This is a genomic window from Nonomuraea maritima, from assembly GCF_900100395.1.
GTDB lineage: Bacteria > Actinomycetota > Actinomycetes > Streptosporangiales > Streptosporangiaceae > Nonomuraea > Nonomuraea maritima.
Window position 1 is genome coordinate 316538 of the sequence record NZ_FNFB01000003.1, and the last position, 20176, is coordinate 336713.

21 protein-coding genes are annotated in these 20176 nt (G+C 71.7%); 12 read left to right on the forward strand and 9 right to left on the reverse strand.

Translation table 11 applies throughout. The features are described from left to right. Positions 1-129 precede the first annotated feature (129 nt). The gene (locus tag BLR04_RS08275; protein ID WP_245740110.1) at positions 130-951 is read right to left on the reverse strand and encodes a glutamate ABC transporter substrate-binding protein; all 822 of its coding nucleotides are present in this window, start codon (positions 949-951) and stop codon (positions 130-132) included. A gap of 5 nt (positions 952-956) precedes the next feature. Further along, entirely contained in the window at positions 957-1643 is a 687-nt protein-coding gene (locus BLR04_RS08280; RefSeq protein WP_090761581.1) for a response regulator, read from the reverse strand. A 156-nt stretch (positions 1644-1799) separates the two neighbouring features. Between BLR04_RS08280 and BLR04_RS08285 the strand changes: the two genes are divergently transcribed. Then, on the forward strand, positions 1800-4670 hold the full coding sequence (locus BLR04_RS08285; RefSeq protein WP_090761336.1) for a hybrid sensor histidine kinase/response regulator: 2871 nt from the start codon (positions 1800-1802) through the stop codon (positions 4668-4670). A gap of 16 nt (positions 4671-4686) precedes the next feature. Here BLR04_RS08285 and BLR04_RS08290 read toward each other — a convergent pair whose 3' ends face one another. From BLR04_RS08290 to BLR04_RS08300, 3 genes are all read right to left on the reverse strand, one after another. Next, complete coding sequence (locus BLR04_RS08290; RefSeq protein WP_245740111.1) at positions 4687-5802, reverse strand: DUF5685 family protein; 1116 nt, start codon at positions 5800-5802, stop codon at positions 4687-4689. Positions 5803-5951: 149 nt separating this feature from the next. Then, positions 5952-6845 carry an amidohydrolase family protein gene (locus tag BLR04_RS08295; protein WP_176902998.1) on the reverse strand — a complete coding sequence of 298 codons (894 nt, stop codon included), beginning with the start codon at positions 6843-6845 and terminating at the stop codon, positions 5952-5954. A 79-nt stretch (positions 6846-6924) separates the two neighbouring features. Beyond that, positions 6925-7716, reverse strand: coding sequence for an SDR family NAD(P)-dependent oxidoreductase (locus BLR04_RS08300; RefSeq protein ID WP_090761342.1), 792 nt, complete (start codon positions 7714-7716; stop codon positions 6925-6927). Between the two features lie 153 nt (positions 7717-7869). On the opposite strand from BLR04_RS08300, the gene BLR04_RS08305 reads away from it, so the two are divergent. Further along, positions 7870-8454, forward strand: a complete 585-nt coding sequence (locus tag BLR04_RS08305; RefSeq protein ID WP_090761344.1) for a TetR/AcrR family transcriptional regulator — start codon at positions 7870-7872, stop codon at positions 8452-8454. A 35-nt stretch (positions 8455-8489) separates the two neighbouring features. Here the strand turns inward: BLR04_RS08305 and BLR04_RS08310 are convergent, their stop codons facing one another. Continuing rightward, complete coding sequence (locus BLR04_RS08310) at positions 8490-9590, reverse strand: ATP-binding cassette domain-containing protein (protein WP_090761346.1); 1101 nt, start codon at positions 9588-9590, stop codon at positions 8490-8492. 135 nt (positions 9591-9725) lie between these two features. On the opposite strand from BLR04_RS08310, the gene BLR04_RS08315 reads away from it, so the two are divergent. Next, a complete protein-coding gene (locus tag BLR04_RS08315) occupies positions 9726-10547 on the forward strand; it encodes an aldo/keto reductase (RefSeq protein WP_090761348.1) in 822 nt (273 codons plus the stop codon). A 3-nt stretch (positions 10548-10550) separates the two neighbouring features. Here BLR04_RS08315 and BLR04_RS08320 read toward each other — a convergent pair whose 3' ends face one another. Then, positions 10551-11282 carry a maleylpyruvate isomerase family mycothiol-dependent enzyme gene (locus BLR04_RS08320; protein ID WP_090761350.1) on the reverse strand — a complete coding sequence of 244 codons (732 nt, stop codon included), beginning with the start codon at positions 11280-11282 and terminating at the stop codon, positions 10551-10553. A gap of 56 nt (positions 11283-11338) precedes the next feature. Here BLR04_RS08320 and BLR04_RS08325 point away from each other — a divergent pair, with 56 nt between their 5' ends. From BLR04_RS08325 to BLR04_RS08355, 7 genes are all read left to right on the forward strand, one after another. Then, positions 11339-12247, forward strand: coding sequence for a MerR family transcriptional regulator (locus BLR04_RS08325; protein WP_218128765.1), 909 nt, complete (start codon positions 11339-11341; stop codon positions 12245-12247). An 82-nt stretch (positions 12248-12329) separates the two neighbouring features. Next, positions 12330-12656, forward strand: coding sequence for a PadR family transcriptional regulator (locus BLR04_RS08330; protein ID WP_090761583.1), 327 nt, complete (start codon positions 12330-12332; stop codon positions 12654-12656). After that, positions 12653-13009: a DUF1048 domain-containing protein gene (locus BLR04_RS08335; protein ID WP_090761354.1), complete on the forward strand. Its 357-nt coding sequence runs from the start codon at positions 12653-12655 to the stop codon at positions 13007-13009. The genes BLR04_RS08330 and BLR04_RS08335 overlap by 4 nt, the downstream gene beginning before the upstream one ends. Before the next feature lie 149 nt (positions 13010-13158). Then, positions 13159-13323 carry a DUF1048 domain-containing protein gene (locus BLR04_RS42260; RefSeq protein ID WP_281191350.1) on the forward strand — a complete coding sequence of 55 codons (165 nt, stop codon included), beginning with the start codon at positions 13159-13161 and terminating at the stop codon, positions 13321-13323. Between the two features lie 357 nt (positions 13324-13680). Then, entirely contained in the window at positions 13681-14091 is a 411-nt protein-coding gene (locus BLR04_RS08345; RefSeq protein WP_090761356.1) for a DUF1048 domain-containing protein, read from the forward strand. Then, complete coding sequence (locus BLR04_RS08350) at positions 14091-14855, forward strand: ABC transporter ATP-binding protein (protein WP_090761358.1); 765 nt, start codon at positions 14091-14093, stop codon at positions 14853-14855. Before BLR04_RS08345 ends, BLR04_RS08350 begins: the two co-directional genes overlap by 1 nt. A gap of 9 nt (positions 14856-14864) precedes the next feature. Then, the gene (locus tag BLR04_RS08355) at positions 14865-15626 is read left to right on the forward strand and encodes an ABC transporter permease (RefSeq protein WP_090761360.1); all 762 of its coding nucleotides are present in this window, start codon (positions 14865-14867) and stop codon (positions 15624-15626) included. Between the two features lie 105 nt (positions 15627-15731). On the opposite strand, the gene BLR04_RS08360 is transcribed toward BLR04_RS08355, so the two are convergent. Next, positions 15732-17024 (reverse strand): MFS transporter, encoded by a 1293-nt coding sequence (locus BLR04_RS08360; protein ID WP_245740112.1) that lies wholly within the window; start codon positions 17022-17024, stop codon positions 15732-15734. A 54-nt stretch (positions 17025-17078) separates the two neighbouring features. Here BLR04_RS08360 and BLR04_RS08365 point away from each other — a divergent pair, with 54 nt between their 5' ends. Beyond that, a complete protein-coding gene (locus BLR04_RS08365) occupies positions 17079-18050 on the forward strand; it encodes a LysR family transcriptional regulator (RefSeq protein WP_090761364.1) in 972 nt (323 codons plus the stop codon). Beyond that, positions 18040-18396 carry a hypothetical protein gene (locus BLR04_RS08370; protein ID WP_090761366.1) on the forward strand — a complete coding sequence of 119 codons (357 nt, stop codon included), beginning with the start codon at positions 18040-18042 and terminating at the stop codon, positions 18394-18396. The genes BLR04_RS08365 and BLR04_RS08370 overlap by 11 nt, the downstream gene beginning before the upstream one ends. 34 nt (positions 18397-18430) lie before the next feature. Here the strand turns inward: BLR04_RS08370 and qcrB are convergent, their stop codons facing one another. Beyond that, entirely contained in the window at positions 18431-20053 is a 1623-nt protein-coding gene (gene qcrB / locus BLR04_RS08375) for a cytochrome bc1 complex cytochrome b subunit (protein WP_090761368.1), read from the reverse strand. Positions 20054-20176 lie beyond the last annotated feature (123 nt).

A 20176-nucleotide genomic window follows, 5' to 3' on the forward strand; every position in this document is an offset into this window, starting at 1 on the left:
CGCAGTGGGTGGCTGCCGCCCCACCGCCCGCTGACGCCCGACTCCTCCCGCCCGGGGGTCGGGCGGGCGTCAGCCGGAGGGGGTGCTCGCGAGGTCATGGGGGCTGGACCGGTGGGAGTCGGGCGGAGGTCAGCGGGTGGCCGGTCGGGAGGAGGTGGAGGTTGCGCCGGTGACGCCGATGGTGGCCATGTACGCGCGGTCCCACTGCCCGTCGCGCAGCCACCGGGCGATCAGCCCGTTGAGATGGTCACGGAACTGGGTGTCGTCCTTGCGGACCCCCATCCCGTACGGCTCGCGCCCGAACGGCTTGCCGACCAGCCGCAGCGCGGCCGGATGCTGGGCCAGCAGCCCGAGCAGGATGGTGTCGTCGGTGCTGAGCGCGTCCACCCGCCCGGCCACCAGCGCCGGCACGCAGATGCTGTACGCGTCCACGATCTCCAGCTCGGCGTCCGGCACCACCTCGCGCAGCCGCTCGACGGAGGTGGAGCCCTTCGCCGTGCAGACGGTCTTGCCGGCCAGGTCCTCGACGCCGTCGATGGTGGAGTCGCCGCCCCGCACCAGCAGGTCCTGCCCGGCGTAGTAGTACGGGTCGGTGAAGGACACCCGCCGGGCACGCGTCTTCGTGATCGAGTACGTGGCGATGACGAGGTCCACCACACCCTGGGAGACGAAGTTCTCCCGCTCGCGCGAGACGGTCTCCACGAACCTGATGTTGCGCTCGCTGCCGGTGAGGTCCTTGGCCACCAGCCGGGCCATCTCGGCGTCGAAGCCGGTGATGCGCCCGCTGACCGGGTCCTTGTAGCCGAACATCGGCTGGTCGAACTTGATGCCCACGGTCAGCACCCCGCGCTCCCTGATCCGCGCCATCGTGGAGCCCTCGGGGAACGGACTCGCCCCGCCGCAGCCGACCGGCAGGAGGCAGAGCAGCACCGCGGCGAGCAGTACGCGCAAGCCGGTCACCGTACCCGGTACCGGTGCTGGGGACGCCCGGTGGGCCCGTACCTCGGACGGCCCTCGACGAGGCCGCGGTCGGCGAGGTGCTCCAGGTAGCGGCGGGCGGTGGCGCGGCTGACGCCGATCAGCGTGGCGAGCTCCTGGGCCGAGGCGTCCTCCTCCACCTCGGCCAGCGCGTCCAGCACCGCCTGCTCGGTCGCCGCCGAGATGCTCCCGGGCCGGGCCGTCTGGTCGTGGTGCATGGAACGGAAGAGGCGGTCGATCTCCTGCTGCTCGGTGAACCGCCCGCCCGACTCCAGTTGCTCGGCCGTGGCCGCGTAGCGCAGCAGGGTCTGCTCAAGGGTGCCCGTACGGATGGGTTTGACCAGGTAGTGCAGGGCGCCGCGCTGCATGGCCGCGCGCACGGTCGCCGACTCCTTGCGTCCGGAGATGACGATGACGTCGACGGGAGGCTGGTCGGGGCGGCGTAACCGGTGGGCCACCTCCAGGCCGGGCATGTCGGGCAGGTGCAGATCGAGCAGCACGAGGCGGGGCGCGAAGCGGCTCGCCGCGGCCAGGGCCGCGTGCCCGGTGTGGGCGATCCCCGCGACCTTGAAGCGCAGGACGCGGTTGACCTGGGCATGCAGGGCCGCGGTGACGACCGGGTCGTCGTCCACGATGAGAACGGTGATGTCCCTGAGCTCAGGCACCGCCACGCTCCTCGTCCATAAAGTAGATCTCTGCAGCTTAAGCGCGTTTTATTGGGGAATTTCGAGTTTTGCTCGTTCTGCTCAGCGGGAAAAGGCGCTCGGCCGCCTTTCCACCTAATCTGTTACCCGTTGTCGGGCAGGGAGGGGCGGACGGCGGTGCGATGGCTGCTCGCGGTGACGGCCCTGTGGACGCTTCTCGGACTGCTTCCGCTGGCCCTGCTCACCTCCTCCAGCATCTCCCTGGCGGAGAACGCGATGCGCGACGAGGTCCGCGACCGGGTCAGGACCACCGCGTCCGTCAGCCGCGTCTTCGTCGACCAGCAGATGAGCTCGCTCAAGCAGCTCGTCACCGCCTTCGCGCAGCGCACCCGGGTACGTGAGGCGGCGGGCGCCTCCGACGACGCTCTCCTGCCCGACTGGCTGGAGGAGCTCCGGCGCATGCGCGACGGCGTCAGCGGCCTCATCATGATCTCCCCGGAGGGCGGCATGCTGGGGGCCGAGCCGCCGGCCGTGCTGCCCCAGGACATCACCAGCACCGACTGGTACCGCGCCGTGCGCGACCGGCCCCAGGCGCACGTGTCGCAGGCGTACACGCCGACGATGGTCGGGGTGTCGCGGGCGGTCGCGGTGGCCGCGCCCATCCCCAGCCAGGACGGCGTCGGCATGCTCGGCATGCTCGCGGTCGTCTACAGCCTCGACGCCATCCAGGAGTTCGCCGAGGAGGCCGCCGAGGCGCAGGACATCCGGCTGCTCATCACCGACCGGGCCGGCGTGCTCGTCGCCGACCCCGGCAGGAAGCTGCTCGCCCTCACCTCGCTGCGCGAGGACCCGAGGGTGGACGCCGCCCTCGCCGGGCAGTCATGGAGCGGCGAGCACGGCGGCATGGACGGCGGGGTGCTGTCGGCCTCCGAGCCCATCCCGAGCATCGGCTGGACGGTCACCGCCGAGGTGTCGACGGCCGTGGCGCTGGCCGGGGCCCAGCAGGTCCGCGCCAACGTGCTCACCGTCGCGGCCCTGCTCGCCCTGCTCATCCTCATCGGGCTCGCGCTGCAGATCCGCAGCGAGCACGGACGCCGCCGCGCCCAGGCCACCCTCGCCCGCTACGCCGCCGAGCTGGCCTCCGCCCGCGACGAGGCCCTGTCCGCCTCGAAGGCGAAGTCGGAGTTCGTGGCGAAGATCAGCCACGAGATCCGCACCCCGATCAACGGCGTGCTCGGCATGAACTCCCTGCTCATGGGCACCCGGCTGGACGACGAGCAGCGCTACTACGCCGGCACCGCCCAGTCGTCGGCGCAGAACGTGCTGCGCCTGCTCGACGACTTCCTCGACCTGTCCAGGATCGAGGCGGGACACCTTCAGGTCGACGCGGTGCCGTTCGACCTGCCGCGCCTGTGCGACGAGGTGGTGGCCCCGTTCGCGCCGCGCGCCTACGAGCAGGGGCTCTGGCTCACGCTGCATCTGGACGAGGGCGTGCCCCGGCAGGTCTGCGGCGACCCGGAACGGCTGCGCCAGGTGCTGACGAACCTCATCGGCAACGCGCTCAAGTTCACCGTCAAGGGCGGCGTGGACCTGCACGTCACGCTGGAGGACGGCGCGCCGGGCGAGGAGCGGGCGGTGCTCGGGTTCGCGGTGGCCGACACCGGCATCGGCGTCGGCGAGGACGACCGCGAGCGCGTGTTCGGCGTCTTCCGCCAGGTCGACTCGCCCATCACGCGCCGCACCGGCGGCAGCGGGCTGGGCCTGGCCATCAGCCGGCAGCTCGTCGGGCTCATGGGCGGCCGGATCGGGCTGGACAGCGTCGAGGGCGTGGGCAGCCGGTTCTGGGTGACGCTGCCGTTCGACGTGCTGACCTGGACCGAGCCGGAGCACGCGGCGCTGGCGGGACGGCGTGCCCTCGTCGCCGACCCGCGCCCGCAGGACCGGGCCCTCGCCGCGCGCTTCCTCGCCGGGGCGGGGCTGCGCATCGACGAGGGACGCGACGAGCAGTCCGTCCTGGAGCTGCTGCGCGCCGCGGCCAGGGACGGGAGCCCGTACGAGCTGGCGGTGGTCGCCCTGGAGCTCGGCGCGGAGCCCGCGACGGGGGCCGATGGGGAGTCGCGCTCGCTCGCCCACACCATCCTCACCGACCCGGAGTTCCAGGACACCGGCGTCATCGTCGTCGTCACCCCGGGACGGGCGGCCTTCGCCTGGCCGGGCGCGGTGGGGGAGCGGGTGCAGTCGATCACCCGGCCGCTCAGCCGCCGGCGCCTGCTCGCCGCCGTCGAGAACGCCGTCGAGAACGCCGTCGAGAACGCCCTCGGCACGGCGGAGCGCTCAGGCGAGCCGCGCGAGATCGACCAGGCGGGCGACGTGCGCAGATTTGTGCGGGTCCTCGTGGCGGAGGACGACGAGGTGAGCCGTCAGGTCGCGCTGCTCGTCCTCGGCCAGGCCGGGCACGAGGCGGACGGCGTCGAGGACGGCGCCAAGGCCGTGCGGGCGGTGCTGGCAGGCGGGTACGACCTGGTGTTCATGGACTGCCAGCTGCCGGTGCTCGACGGCCTGGCCGCCACCGCCGAGATCAGGGCCCGCGAGGACGTCCACACCCCGATCATCGCGATGACCGCCGCCGCCATGCCGGAGGACCGCCTGCGCTGCCTCGAGGCGGGCATGGACGACCACCTCGCCAAGCCGGTCGACTGGCAGCGGGTGCTGGCCAGGATCCCGGAGTGGACGGCCTCCGCCGGGCTGCCCCCCGAGCTGGCGGGGCTGTCGGCGGAGGCGCTGGCGGACGTGGCGCAGGCGTACCGGGCGACCGCCGCGAGCACGTTCGACGAGCTGCGCCGGGCGGTGCGCGACGGCGACCCGGCGCTGGCGGCCGCGCTGGCGCACCGGCTGAAGGGCGCCTGCGCGACCGTCGGCGCGAGTCGCGAGGCCGAGCTGTGCGGGCAGGTGGAGGAGGTGGCGCGGGCGGGCGGCACGGTGGGGGAGGAGCTGCTCGACGAGCTGGGCGCGCTCCTCGACGACATCCCCGAGTGGATGAACGCCTGAACGCGGTCCGGGTGGCTCAGTCGCAACAGGAGCAGCCGTCACAGCAGGAGCAGCCGTCACAGCAGGAGCAGCCGCCACAGCAAGAGCCGTCCGAACAGGAGGAGCAGCACTTGACGCAGCTGCTGCAGTCGCAGCAGTCACAGCAGTCGGTGCAGTTGTCGGCATGGCGGGTGACCCAGCAGCGGTCGGTCCAGTGCTCGCCGTTCAGTTCGCTCCACTCCGGCCGCCACAGGCCGCAGGTGAGCAGGATCGCCCCACCGGCCCACCACCTGCGCAGCCGTCCCGGCCGCTGCCGCCGCTCGGCGGCGGGGGCGGGGGCGCGGAAGGCGCGCTCCACCGCGCGGCGGACCTCGGTGCCGAGCAGCGCGTCCACCAGGTGACGGTCCTCGAAGCGCACCTCGGCCAGCGCGAGGGACAGGCCGTGCGCGGCGTCGTCGCACAGCCGCCGCGCCTCCGCGGCGCCGGTGCCGGTGGCGGTCAGCGGGTTGAAAGCCCCGCGCGCCTCGTCCTCCGCCAGGTCCTCGTAGGCGTCCACCAGGTGCGCGACGCGGCCGAAGAACCTGCCTGCCTCCGCCAGCGCGGCGGCGTTGTCCGGCCGGCCCGCGAGCACCGCCGTGTGCGCGAACGCCGCCGCGACCGCGTCCTCGGTCGGAGCGGTCAGCTCCAGCAGCGCGTCGGGTCCGCGGCGACCGCCGTCGGCGCAGCGGCGTTCCAGGGTGAGCTGGCGGGCGACCGTCCCCGACAGCGGCTCGGTGTCGAACCCCACCGCGCCCGCCATGCGGGCGCCCGCCGCCTCCCACCGGGTGGCGAGCAGCGTGCGCGCCCCGGCGGTGCCGAACGCCGCGTCGCCGTCCGCCACGTGGTCGCGGATCCGGCCCGCCGCCAGCATGAGCGAGACGCCCGCCGCGAGCCGGGCGCCGCGCGCCCGCGCGTCGACCACCTCGGCTCGGCGCAAGCCCCGTAACGCGCACGGCCCCGCCGTACGGCGCGGCGCCCCGGACGGGAGTTGCGCCTCCGCGAGCACCGAGATGATCAACGTGTCGTAGTTGGTCGCCAGCCGCGCCGCCTGCCCGTGCCCGTCGCGCAGCGTCAGGCACAGCCCGCACAGGTGAGCCCGCCACGCCTCGCGCAACGACGGGCACCCGTGCGCACCGCACGGGCGAATGATCCCGAACACATGACCTCTCAACCGATTCGTCGCCAGTGGGCGAGAATCTTATGGCCGGCCCTCCGCCTCCGCACCGGCTTCGGCAGAAGCGCCCGCAGGAGGTCGCGTCGGGGTCAGTGCTGCCAGTTCAGGACGGTACGAACCGTCCTGCCCAGCAGCCACTCCTTCTCGGCGGCGGAGAACACGTCAGAGTCGAGGAGGTAGTGCAGGCTGTGCGAGTAGGGAGCCGGGTGAGGCGAGAGACCGGACTTGACCGCCTGCGTGTGGTCGCTCGCCCAGAGGATCCGCTCGGCGCCGAAGGCGTCGACGACCTTGCGGAAGTGCGGCATCAGGTCCGGGTACGGGTACGGCTCGGCGGCGAGCCGCTCGACATGTGACCACTTGAGGTAGGCGTTGCCGTACTGCGACAGCGCGCGGACCGGGTCGAGGCGGGCGTACCGCTCGGTCGGTGAGGCGTCGGCGGCCGGCCAGCTGACGCCGATGTGGTCGATGATGAACGGCAGTTCGGGAAACCGCTTCAGGTACGGCTCAAGGGTGTCCAGCCGTGGGGTGATCATGATGAACACGGGCACCTGCCGGGCCTCGCAGGCGGCGAACAGATCGTTGTAACCGCCCTGGAGGAAGGACGGATCCCGCCACACGCCACCGTCGAAGCCGGCATGCACGCGGATGCCCGCACAGCCTGGCTTCGCGTGCACGCGGGCAACCTGTTCCTCGAGGTCGGGGTCGTGGGGGTCGACGCGGGTCAACCACACGAACCGGTCCGGGTAGGTGGCCGCGGCGAGTTCGGAGAAGGGCCGCTCCGGCCGCCATGCGCCGTTGGCGTGGTAACTCCCGGGCAGCATGTGGTAGTTGTCGTCGAGCCCGGTGAACTCGTCGAGTACGGCGGCGTGGACGCCGACGGCGTCCATCGCGACGACCGTGGCGTTGAGCGTGGTCTCCAGGTCGGCTGTCTGCCAGTGCGGACCGATCTGGTTCGCGTGAAGCTGGCCGTCCACGATGTTCATGAGAAGCTCCATGAGGGATGCGCAGGAATGATGGCGACGTGATCCGCGGTGAGGCCGACGCGGGGGCCTGCGGAATGTGTCAGGCGCGGGCCTTCTTGGACAGCCCGGGCATGTGCGTGGTGAGGCCGCCGTCGACGACGAGGACCTGTCCGTTGATGTACTCGCCGGCTTGACCGGCGAGGAAGACGACGGTGGAGGCGATGTCGGTGGGGCGTCCTGGCCGCTGGGTGAGGCCGCCGCTGGACTCGCGGAAGGCTTCCTGGCTGGCCGTGTCGTCGCCCAGCATGATCACACCGGGGGCGATCGCGTTGCAGCGTACGCCCTGCGTGCCGTAGGTCGCCGCGATCATGCGGGTCAGGCCGATCATGCCGGCCTTCGCGGAGGAGTAGGCGGTGGCGAAGCCGGCGACGCTGTGCAGGGCCGACGTCGAGGTCATCATGATGATCGAGCCGGTGCCCGCTTCCAGCATGTCAGGCAGCACCCGACGGGCGCCCAGCATGGGTCCGCGCAGATTCGCCGCGAAGACACGGTCCCAGACGGGCACGGGGGTGTCGAGCAGGCCGCCGTCCCCGGCGACCGACGCCTTCAGCGCGGCGTTGTTCACGAGTACGATCACCGGCGCGAACGTGGCGCGGACGTCGTTGAGCACCGCCTCCCAGGCACTGTCCTCGGTGACGTCGAGGGTGTAGGCGGCCGATGAGCCGCCCTGCTCGGCGATGAGTTCGTGGGTCTGCCGGGCGGTGTCGGGGTTGAGGTCGGTGACGGCGACGGTTGCGCCGGCCTCGGCGAGGCCAAGGGCGCAGGCGCGACCGATTCCCGATCCGGCACCGGTGACGAGGGCGACGTGTCCCCGCAGAAGGTGGTGTGGCATGACTGAGTTCCAGATGTCGAGGTTGAAGGGGTTGTTGACCAGGCGCTACGCGCCATCGAGGGCGTCGATCCATAATCGTAGGAACCCTACGTTTGACTCTAAAGGTAGGATGCCTCCGATTGCAACCGGAGGCCACACTGGAGGTTCACCGACATGCGGAGCCAGACCGGGACGGCGCCCGCGGCCCGGCGGATGCGCGCCGACGCGCGGCGCAACTACGAGAAACTCCTGGACGTGGCCGACGCCGTCTTCGACGAGCACGGCGCCAACGCGTCGCTGGAGGAGATCGCGCGCCGCGCAGGGGTCAGCATCGCCACCCTCTACCGCCACTTCCCCGAGCGACGGAACCTTCAGGAGGCGGTCTTCCTGCGGATCGCCGACAGCCTGCGAGACGAAGCCGTCGCGCTGCTCGACGCGAAGGACCCGCTCGAAGCGTTCCTCACCTGGTTGCAGTCACACCTGGTGAGCGGCGCCTGCGGGCGCGGCCTGGCGGCCAGCGTGATGAGCGCGAAGCTGCAGGAGGGTACGGACGTCAACACCAGCTGCCACCAGATGAAGCGAGCCGGCGCCGAGCTGCTGGCGCGCGCCCAGGCCGCGGGACAAGTTCGGGAAGGAGTCGACCTGGGAGATCTGCTCCTCGTCGTGCACGGCATCGTCCTCGTCAACGAGCAGGTCCCCACCACAGCGGACCGCCCCCAGCGCATGCTCGCCGTCGTCGTGGACGGCCTGCGCCGTTGACGGCAGCCCACCACTCAGGCACCTGGCGTGCCGGATCAGGTTTCGAGGTAGCGGAGGATGGCCAGGACGCGGCGGGGCAGGTCGAGCTTGTCCATGATCGCGTTGACGTGCTTCTCGACCGTGCTGAGCGAGACGTGCAGGCGTTCGGCGACGGCCGCGTTCACCAGCCCTTCCGCCAGCAGGCGCAGCACCTCGCCCTCGCGCGGGCTCAGCCGGCTCAGCGGGTCGGCGTGGGTGGTGCGGGCCAGGAGCTGCCGCACCACCTCAGGATCGAACGCGGTGCCGCCCGCGCGCACCCGCTCCAGCGACTCGAGGAACTCGGCGACCTCCGAGACGCGGTCCTTCAGCAGGTAGCCGAGCCCTTCGGGAGAGCCGGCCAGCAGCCGGGCGGCGTAGTGCTGCTCGACGTACTGCGACAGCACCAGCACCCCGACGCCGGGCAGCCTCTCGCGGATCTCCAGCGCCGCGCGCAACCCGTCGTCCTTGTGCGCGGGCGGCATGCGCACGTCGATCACGGCCATGAGACGGCCCTTGCCGATCACGACGAGATGGTCGGCGGTGAGCTGCATCTCGCTCATCAGGTGGCTGGAGACGAACACCGTGCGGCCCTCGGCGGCCAGCGAGCGCATCAGCCCGCGCACCCAGCGCACCCCGTCGGGGTCGAGCCCGTTGACCGGCTCGTCGAACATGAGCACCTCAGGATCGCCCAGCAGCGCCGCCGCGATGCCGAGCCGCTGGCTCATGCCGAGAGACATCGCCCCGGCGCGCCTGCCGGCCGCGTCCGCCATGCCGACCGTCTCCAGCACCTGCTCCACCCGCCGCCGGGGGATGCCGTTGCTTCGGGCCAACGCGAGCAGGTGCGCCCGCCCGCTGCGGGCCGGGTGCAGCGCCCGCGCGTCGAGCAGCGCGCCCACCGTGCGCAGCGGGTCCTTGATGCGGGGGTACGGCACCCCGCCGACGAGCGCCGTGCCCGCCGAGGGACGGTCGAGGCCGAGCACCAGACGCATGGTGGTCGACTTGCCTGCCCCGTTCGGGCCCAGGAATCCCGTCACGGCGCCCGGTCTCAGCTCCAGCGACAGGTCGTCGACCGCGAGCCGATCGCCGTACCGCTTGGTCAAGCCTTTGAGTTCGATCACGCTTCGCCACGCTAGGCAGCCGGGAGGACACCCACCATGGGGGAGGACCGCCGACCTCGATGGCGGAAATCCGTACCGGAACGCTCGGAGTAAGGTGGCAGCGCTCCGGGTTCCCGAGGAAAGGAAGAGCTCACCATGACCGTCAAGCTCTCCGACGGCCGCTCCATGCCGCGCATCGGCCTCGGCACCTGGCCGATGAACGACGAGGAGGCCCGCCAGTCCGTCGTCCTGGCGGCCCAGCTCGGCTACCGGCTGATCGACACCGCCGCCGCGTACGGCAACGAGGCGGGCGTCGGGGCGGGCGTCAGGGAGTCGGGCGTGCCGCGCGAGGACCTGTTCGTCACCACGAAGCTGCGCGGCTCCCAGCACGGTTACGACGCCGCCGTCCAGGGCCTCGAGGACAGCCTCACTCGGCTCGGCCTCGACTACGTCGACCTCTACCTCATCCACTGGCCGCTGCCCGAGCGCGACCTCTACGCCGACACCTGGCGGGCGTTCGTCGACCTGCGGGAGCGGGGGCTGGCGCGGTCGATCGGGGTGTCGAACTTCACGCGGCAGCACATCGAGCGGATCGTCGCGGAGACCGGCGTGTGGCCGGTCGTCAACCAGGTCGAGATGCACCCGGGCTTCGCCCAGCGCGAGCTCGGCGCCTGGCACGCCGAGCACGGCATCGTCACCGAGTCGTGGAGCCCGCTGGCCCGCGCCGGCAAGCTGCTCGGCGACCCCGTCGTCACCGAGCTGGCCGCCGTCCACGCCCGCACGCCCGCCCAGGTGGTGCTCCGCTGGCACACCCAGATGGGCGCGGTGCCCATCCCGAAGTCGTCCGACCAGGAACGGATGCGCCAGAACTACGAGCTGTTCGACTTCAGCCTCTCGCCGGACGAACTCGACCGCATGAACGCCCTCGACGGCTCCGGCCGCACCGGCGGCGACCCCGACACCCACGTCGAGCTGTAGCAGTCAGAACCTCGTGCAGGCCAGCCAGTGGTCGAGCAGACCTCGATCACCGGCCACGCCGCCCTCGGCGGGCGGCACCCGTCCGGTGAGCACGAGCATCAGCTCCGTCACCGGACCCGACACCGTGACGTCCGCGCCCGCGTTCCCGCGTGCCACCCGGATGCCGTCCGGAGTCCTGGTGACCAGCCAGCCGTCCATCGCGTGCGGGCGGACGGCGAGCCGTTCGCCCGTGCCGCGCAGTTCGACGAGGTCCGGCTTGAACGCCTCCGCCTCGGGGGCCGACAGCAGCTCCATGCCCTCGCCGATCACGTCGGCCGCCAGCCGCGGGGAGATCTCGAACCCGGCGCCGGTCGTGGCCGCCGCGTCGTAGCGGTGGACGGTGACGTCGCTCAGCATCCGGCGAAGCCAGAACGCCGGCGGCACCGGCCCCAGCACCGACCACACCCGGGCGTCGCCGGGGGCGTCGCGTACGGCCTCGATCAGCTCCTCGGCGCCGTCGGCGAGCCGGCGCTCCCACCCGCCGATCGCGCCAGGGTCGGCCGCGCGCGGGTCGGGGATCGGCAGCGGCGCGGCCGCGCGCACCAGCTCGGCCGCCCAGCGCAGCGCCTGCTCGATGTGCGCCACCAGGTCGCGCAGCCGCCACTCGGGGCAGGTGGGTACCGTCGCGTCCGGGTCGCCCGCGACGGCCGCCCGCGCCAGCGCGGCAGTCTGCTCCTGAAGGTCCTCCGCCATCATGACGTCACTCCTCTCGTCGCGATTACCGTAGGAACTCCAGCCCACTGGAGGTTCAAGTGCCGTTGCGCGAGGACACGATCGGGATCGGTGAACTGGCCCGGCTGACCGGGGTCTCGGTGCGGACCGTCCGCTTCTACTGCGACGAGGGCATCATTGCGTCCGTGCGCAGCACCGGCGGCCACCGCAGGTTCGACCGGGCGGCGGTGCAGACCCTGGGCATGGTGCGGCGGCTGCGCGGGCTCGGCCTCGGGCTCACCGCGATCGCCCGGGTGCTGGCGGGCGAGAGCTCCGTGGCCGAGGCCGTGGCCGCCGAGCGGGCCTCGCTGGACGTCCGGCTCGCCGGTCTCTCCTGGCGGCGCGCCGCGCTGAGCGCGGTGGAGTCGGCGGGCCCCGCCGACCGGGCAGCCCGGCTCGACCTGCTGGCCGGGGTGGAGGACGGTGTCGTCGCCCGCGACACGCTGGTGGAGTTCTGGCGGCGACAGAGGGTGGCCCCCGTTCCCGAAGGCGTCTTCACCTCGTTCGTGACCATGGCCGTGCCCCAGCCGCCCGTCGCCCCGACGCCGGCGCAGGTGGTCGCGTACGCGGAGATGGTCGCGCTGACGGCCGACCGGGCGTTCTCGGGCGCCCTGCGCTCCGCGGCCCTGGCCGGCCTCCAGGTGATCGACGACGAGGAGAGCCTGCTGTACGGGGTCGGCGAGGCGTGCGCACTGGCCGAACCCCTCGTGCTGGCCGGAGAGCCGCCGCGGGAGGGGCCCGAGCTGGACCGGTTCGTGGCCGCGCACGCCACGGCCCGGCGGCGCGCGGACTCGCCGGCGTTCCGCCGGGAGCTGGTCGCCGCGGCCGAGCCGGATCCCCGGCTGCGCCGCTACTGGCGGTTGGTGGGCGAGGTGAGCGGCGAGCGCGCCACGCTCGGCGCGACGCACCTGTGGCTGACCGACGCCCTCGCACGCACCACGCCCGCCTGACGGGCACTGCCCCTGACTACTACTCCGTGCTACCGTGTAGTGGTACTCGGTGGTACAAGGTACCAGGATGAAGAGGGCCATGGTGGACGACCTGACGGAGATGCTGAAGGGCACCCTCGAGGGCTGCGTGTTGGAGATCATCGGCAGCGAGGAGACGTACGGGTACGCCATCACGCGCCGGCTGAACGAACTCGGCTTCGCCGACGTCGTCGAGGGGACGGTTTACACCATCCTGCTGAGGCTGGAGAAGAACGGGCTCGTCCAGGTGGTGAAACGGCCCTCCGAGGTGGGCCCGCCGCGCAAGTTCTATGCGCTCAACGACGCGGGCCGCGACAGGCTCGCGACGTTCTGGAAGAAGTGGGAGTACGTCACGTCCCGGATCGAGAAGCTCAGGGAGGGCGGGAGATGAACGTCTGGGAGGCCGTGACAGGCAGCGACCTGACCAGGGATTGGAAGGCGTTCGAAGTCCGTGCCGAGGCGCTGCCCGCCGACCATCGGGCGGCGTGGGAAGAGATCAAAGGTCATCTCTTCGCGTACGCGGATTTCACGGGTCGAAAGCTGATGCCGATTCTCGACAGTGCTCTCGGGCTGCTCGAGGAGACGGCGGCCGATGGGCAGGGCGTTCGCGCGGTGCTGGGTGACGACATCGCGGGCTTCTGCGCGGCGCTGGCCGGCGGAGAGGGGGCTCGCAGCCATCGCGACCGGTGGCGCGAGCAGCTCAACAGGAACGTCGCGAAGAAGCTGGGCCGGCTGGGAGGCTGACGTGGGCATCCAGGACATCGTCGAGGGCAAGAGGCAGTGGCGGGCGCACATGGCGCGGGTCAAGGCGCTCCCGCCCGACTACCGGATCGTCTACAAGGAGATCCCAGAAGTACCTTCTCAAGGTCGGATCGAGCGACCTGCTCGAGGGGATCCTCGATTTCTTCGAGGAGGGCGTCGCGGGCGGCAGGGGCGTCCTGGAGCTCATCGGCACCGACGTCGCGGCCTTCTGCGACGACCTCATCAAGGACTCGCGCACGTACGCGGACATCTACCAGGAGTCCATCGGCGGGAAGGCCGGCGCGGCCGGAGAGTGACATCCGCCGGGCGGAGTCCTTGTCCGGCGACACTCCGCCTGCCGCCGCGCCCGCACCTTTGTCAGGCCGTGCCCGCTGCGATCGGGCACGGCGAACGGACGCCCCTGCCGCGTTGCCGTGTCAGTACGGCAACAGGCCGGTGTCAGCGCCTTCGGCGATGGTGGACGCCGTGAACAGCTCACCGATCGCGCACAGCGATCACCACGCCCCGCACCTGCACGCTCCAGCTATTCGGTATTGCTAGGTACCGGTAGTCAGTGTTACTTTGTACTGGTACTCGGTACCACCAAGTAGGTGGCGCACCCGGCGCTTCCTGGCCGAACGGCCGGCAGAGCCCCGCTGAGGAGGCAAGGAGACATGACCACAGGGTCGGACGAGCCGAAGAACCGCTATCTGCAGTACCTGGAGATCGTCACCGGACCACTGGAGGAGAAGAAGCGCTACCGGCAGTACAAGGCACGGATCAAGCGGCTGCCCGAGAACTACCGCATCGCGGTCGAGGCCCTGGAGCGCTACCTGATGCACTTCGGGCCGGTCGACGGCTCCGGCGCGATGGAGATGTACGAGGACCTCGCGGATCTGTTCGAGCGGAGCGCGGCCGACGCCACCCCCATCCGCGACATCTTCGGCGACGACCCCATCGAGTTCGTCGAGACCTTCATGTCCAACTACCCCCTCGGCCAGTACCGGGCCCGCGAACGCCACCGGTTCACCAGCGCCGTCGACCGCGCCATCGGCGCCACCCCACCACAGGACAGGACAGAGTGATGACGACCCAGCCCGCCCCGGCGATCCAGGTGTGCGGCCTGCAGAAGTCGTACAAGGAGCTTCGCGTGCTGCGCGGCGTGGACCTCGAGGTGGCGCGGGGCAGCATCTTCGCCCTGCTCGGCTCCAACGGAGCCGGCAAGACCACCGCCGTGCGGATCCTGTCCACGCTGCTCAGGGCCGACGCGGGCACGGTGCGCGTGAACGGCTTCGACGTCGCCACGCAGGCGGCGGACGTGCGCGAGTCGATCAGCCTCACCGGGCAGTTCGCCGCCGTTGACGAGATTCTCACCGGACGGGAGAACCTCGTGCTGGTCGCCCGGCTGCGGCACCTCAAGAATCCAGGGGAGATCGCCGACGACCTGCTGGAACGGTTCTCGCTGACCGACGCGGGCGGGCGGAGGGCGGCGACGTACTCGGGAGGCATGCGCCGGCGCCTCGACATCGCGATGAGCCTGATCGGCGATCCGCCCGTCATCTTCCTCGACGAGCCGACCACCGGGCTCGACCCCCAGGCCCGCATCGAGGTGTGGCAGGCCGTCAGGGAGCTCGCCGACAGGGGGACGACGGTGCTGCTCACCACGCAGTACCTGGACGAGGCGGAACAGCTCGCCGACCGGATCGCGATCCTCCACGAGGGCCGGATCGTCGTCAACGGCACCCTGGCCGAGCTCAGGAAACTGCTCCCGCCCGCCACGGTCGAATACGTCGAGAAGCAGCCGACCCTCGAGGACGTCTTCCTCGCCCTCGTCGGCACGAAGGGATGACGAGCCGCCATGAGCAAGCATTTCCTCGGTGACACCACCGTCCTGCTGGGACGGTCACTGCGCCATATAGCGCGCAGTCCGGACACCATCATCACGACCGCGGTCATGCCGATCGCCATGATGCTGATGTTCGTTTACGTCTTCGGCGGCGCGATCAGCACGGGGACGGGCTCATATGTGAACTACCTGCTGCCCGGCATCCTGCTCATCACGGTCGCCTCGGGCATCGCCTACACCTCCTACCGGCTGTTCATGGACATGAAGGGCGGCATCTTCGAGCGCTTCCAGTCGATGCCGACCGCGCGGTCGTCGGTGCTGTGGGCGCACGTGCTGACCTCGCTGGTCGCCAACCTCGTCTCACTCGCGGTCGTGATGCTCGTGGCCCTGCTCATGGGCTTCCGGTCGGGGGCGGGGGTGTCTGCGTGGCTGGCGGTGGCGGGCATCCTGATCCTGTTCACCCTGGCGTTGACCTGGATCGCCGTCATCCCCGGCCTGTCGGCCAGGACCGTGGAGGGCGCGAGCGCGTTCTCCTACCCGCTCATCTTCCTGCCCTTTCTCAGCTCGGCGTTCGTGCCCACCGCCACCATGCCAGGACCGGTGCGCGCCTTCGCCGAGAACCAGCCGGTGACCTCCATCGTCAACGCCATCCGCGCCCTGTTCACCGGGCAGCCGGTCGGCGCCGACATCTGGGTCGCCCTCGCCTGGTGCGCCGGCATCCTCGTCGTCGCGTACGCCTTCGCCATGCGGACCTACCGCCGCAAGACCCCCTAGGCCGGCCGTGGTGCGCCCACGGCGAAAGGACGCGTCGTGATCCACCCTCTCGAGACGATGCCGACGGCGCGTCAGGCCGGCTGTGAAGAGCCTGCCGGCGTGAGCTCAGCCGGTCGCCTCGGCCACCCGTACGGGACGGCGGCGCGCCACCAGCACGGCGAGGGCGGCCAGCAGCAGCCACGCGGAGGTCAGGCCGACGAGCCAGGACCAGCCCGCGTGGCCGTACACGATGCCGCCCACCGTGCCGCCCACGCCGCTGCCCAGGTAGTAGCAGAGGGTGTAGAGGCCGGCGGCGCGGCCCCGGGCGGCGGGCGGCGCCTCGGCGGTGGCCCACGCGTTGGCGACGGCGTGCGCGGCGAAGAACCCGGCCGTCAGCACGGCGAACCCGAGCACGATCACCGGCAGGGACGGGTGCGCGGTCAGCAGGCTGCCCACCACCGTGACGGCCAGCGCGGTGACGACCGCGGGCGTACGTCCCAGGCGGGCGGCCAGGCGGCCGGCGGCGGCCGAGGTGAGGGTGCCCATCGCGTACGAGAGGAAGACGAGCGAGGCGGCGGCGGGGCTCAGGTCGAGCGGCGGCGCGGACAGCCGGAACGCGGCGGCGTTGTAGAGCGCGACGAACGCCCCCATCCCCAGCCCGCCGACCAGGATCGGCGTCACGATCGCCGCCCCCAGCCGCGGCCGCGAGCCACCCCGGGGACCCACGCGCCGCACCCCCATCGCGCCGCCCCTTTCGGCGAGCGCCTGAGCGGTGCGGGGTTCGCGGGGGAGCGCCGGGTGGAGGAGGTCGCGCTCGGGTGCGGTGGTGGTGCGGGGTTCGCGGGGGAGGGTGAGGGCGGTGAAGGTGGCGCAGGCGAGGGCTACCGCGGCGACGGCGAGCAGGGCGCCGTGCCAGCCGAGGGGGCCGGTGGCGAAGCCCGCGCCGAGGCGGCCGAGCATGCCGCCGACCGAGTTGCCGGCGATCATCGCGCCCACCGCCGTCGGCAGCCGCGCCGTCCCGAGCACGTCCGCGAGGTACGCCGCTCCCACTCCAGCGAACCCGGCGACCGCCACCCCCTGCACCGCCCGCAGCGCGAGCAGCACCGGGAAGGACGGCGCCAGCGGCAGTGACAGCCCGATCAGCGCCGCCACCAGCACCGACCAGAGGATCATCCGCCGCCGCCCGACGGCGCCCGCCGCCCATGCCAGCGGCAGCACCGCGACGGCCAGCGCGGTGGTCGCCACCCCGATCGCGAGCGACGCGCTGCCGGGGTCGAGCCCGTACGCCCGCGCCATTTGCGGCAGCACCGGCTGCGGTGCGTACAGCAGGGCGAACGACGACAGCCCGGCGGCCGCGACGGCCGCACTCACCCGCCGCGTGTCGACGCGAACATCCTGGACGGTAACCACCTTCTTCACGCTAGGCAGCACGGAAGAATACGTCCAATGCGCCCATAGCCGATAATTCATACTGTGACGTATGAATCGGATGAGGAGCTGGCCGCCCGGCTGGCCCCGTCGCTCGCCCTGCTGGCGGCCGTCGGCGAGACCGGCCAGGTCACGCGCGCGGCGGAACTGCTCGGCATCCCCCAGCCCACCGCCAGCCGCCGCCTCGCCGCGCTGGCCGGCATCGTCGGCGCCCCGCTGGCGCTCCCGTCGGGACGCGGGATCCGGCTGACCAGGGCCGGCCGCACTCTCGCCGCCGCCTCCACGCGCGCGCTCGCGGCCGTGTCCGCCGCCGCCCGCGAGGTGCGTGAGGAGATCGACCCCGGCAGCGGCCGGGTCGTCCTGGGATTCCTGCACCTGCTGGGACGCACGCTGGTGCCGTCCCTCATCGGCGGTTTCCGCGAGCGCCACCCGGGCGTCCGCTTCGCGCTCGTGCAGGGCTCCCGCCAGGACGTGCTGCGCGCCCTGCGCGAGGGCGAGGTGGACCTCGTGTTCGCCGCCCCCATGCCGCTGGACGACCCCGACCTGGTCAGCCGGCCGCTCGCCGACCAGGAGCTGGTGCTGGCGGCGCCGTCGTCGCACCGGCTCGCGGCCCGGCGGCGGGTGGGGGCGGCGGAGCTCGCGGGGGAGGAACTGGTGACGCTCGAACCCGGGTACGGCCTGCGCCAGATCACCGACGACCTGTGCGCCGCGGCCGGGTTCGAGCCGCGGATCGCGTTCGAGTGCCAGGAGTCGGAGACCGTGCGCGGGCTGGTGGCCGCCGGGCTGGGGGTGGCCGTCCTGCCCCGCTCCGACCAGCCGTCGGCGGCGGACGTCGTGGAGATCCCGCTGGAGCCGCGGGTGTTCCGCACGATCGGCGTCAGCTGGCCGGCCGGCGACCGGCTCACCCCGATCGCCCGTGCCTTCCGCGACCATGCCTGCTCCGGCCGTACGGCGCTGGGGCCGGGCTTCCGTCCCGCTCTAAATGATCATGGTCCAGACTGGGCGCATGACACATGACGGCGACGCGGGGGTGCCGGGCTCGCTGGCGCGGGCGCTCGAGGACGTGGCGGCCGAGCGGGCCGCGCAGGACGCCAGGTGGGGCATGCAGATCCTGCCGGACGGCACCGGCGGCGACGGCGCGGAGGCCGAGTCGGATCGCGCCCGCCAGGAGACCGAGACGGCCGCCAGGGCCGGGAGGCTGACCTGGCGGCACATCCTGGCCGAGGAGGTGCGGGAGGCGTTCGCCGAGTGCGACCCCGAGCTGTTGCGGGCCGAACTCGTCCAGGTGGCCGCGGTCGCGGTCAAGTGGATCCAGGCCCTCGACCGCCGCCCGGCCCCTCACCCCGCCGACCCCCGCCCCTGACGGGCCCGGCCGCGCGGCGCGGCCGGGCGTCGGGTCAGTGGTCCCGTCTGGCGACGGACGTCTCCTCGTGCTCGTGGTCCGTCTCCAGCGGCACCTTCTCGCCCCCGTACGCGCGGCTCATCTTCAGCCGCAGACGGCCCATCAGGCTGCGGGCCTCCTTGGGCGGGACGTGACGATGCCCGTCGCCCCGGGCCGCGGGCAGCATGGGGACGGGCTTCTTGCCGAGCACGTGGGCCTCGATGTCGTCGGCCGGCGGCGCGTGGACCTCGATGAACTCCCCGTGGGGCAGCCGCTTGATGACACCCGACTCCACGCCGTGGCTGAGCACGTTCGCGTCCGACCGCTGCAGGCCCAGGCACATCCGGTAGGTGATGAAGTACGCCAGCGCCGGGCCGACGAAGATCAGCACCCGGCCGATGTACGTCGTCCAGTTGAGGCTGATGTGGAAGTTCGCCGCGATCACGTCGTTGGCCCCGAGCAGCCACAGCACCCCGTAGAAGGTGATCGCCGAGATGCCGATCGCGGTGCGGTGCGGGTTGTTGCGCGGCCGGTCGGCGACGTGGTGCTCACTGCGGTCGCCGGTCACCCAGCGTTCGAGGAACGGGAAGAGCACCAGGCCGGTGATGATCAGGCCCAGGGGCAACAGCGCCGGTATCAGCACGCTCAACGGCAGCGTGCCGGCGTGGGCCGTGCCGAAGAGGTTGATCTCCCACGACGGCATGAGCCTCAGGGAACCCTCCAGGAAGCCCATGTACCAGTCCGGCTGGGACCCGGCGGAGATGTCCGCCGGGGTGTAGGGCCCGAACATCCAGATGGGGTTGATCTGCGTGAACGTCGCCAGTCCGGCCACGACGCCGAGGGTGAACAGCAGGAAGGCTCCGGACTTGCCCATGAACGCGGGCATGAGCGGTGCGCCGACCACGTTCGTCTCCGTACGCCCCTTGCCGGGCATCTGCGTGTGCTTCTGCACCCACATCAGCACCAGGTGGGCGGTGATGAGCGCCAGCAGGATGCCCGGGATCAGCAGGATGTGCATGGAGTAGAACCGGGCGATGACCGCCTCGCCGGGGTACTCCCCGCCGAACAGGAAGAACGACAGGTACGACCCGATCAGTGGCAACGACATCAGCACACCCTGGGTGATCCGCAGCCCGGCACCCGACAGCAGGTCGTCAGGGAGGGAGTAGCCGGTGAGGCCCTCGAACAGCGAGATGGTGAACAGGCCGATGCCGATCAACCAGTTGATCTCGCGCGGCTTGCGGTAGGCGCCGGTGAAGAACACACGCAGCATGTGAACGACCAGGCTGGCCACGAACAGCAGAGCCGCCCAGTGGTGCATCTGGCGCAGCAGCAGGCCACCCCGCACCTCGAAGCTGATCTCCATCGTCGAGGCGTACGCCGCGGACATCTCCACGCCTCTGAGCGGCGCGTACGGGCCCCTGTAGATCACGTCGTCCATGCTCGGCTCGAACCAGAAGGTCAGGAACGTGCCGGTCAACAGCAGGATGATGAACGAGTACAGCGCGATCTCGCCCAGCAGGAACGTCCAGTGGTCGGGAAAGATCTTGCGCAGGTTGCGCTTGAGGAAGCTCGCGCCCCCGATGCGCTCGTCAAGGAAGTTCGCGGGCCCGGTGACGAAGTTGGGCAACGTGTTCATATATGGCCTTCCCCCTGGCCTGACTCCAGCGGCGGGGGGAAACCGGACACCGCCTCGGCCTCGAAGCGCGCGCCGCTGGAACAACTGGTAAACGGCAGTATCTGATCGTAGCCGCGCGATCGT